This window comes from Kluyvera sp. (genome assembly GCF_965301105.1).
Map to the genome: position 1 here is coordinate 10,064 of NZ_CBDKZX010000103.1, position 234 is coordinate 10,297.

Consider the following 234-nt stretch of genomic DNA (forward strand, 5'->3'; position numbering starts at 1 on the left):
TCCAATCGATAATCTTCATTTAGCGATTTTGGCCTGGAATATAAAAATGAAAAATCATCAAGATTATTAATTTTCTTACGTGCACCTCTCATTCCAAAGAAGTAACATGATGCAAATAAAGGGATGGATGTTCTTCCTTGAAGAATTGAAGATGCGCCAATAAATTTCACAATCACTCCCCACTTATTAAGTTTATAGAGTGCTCGTAAATAGATAAATTTAATCAAGATATTT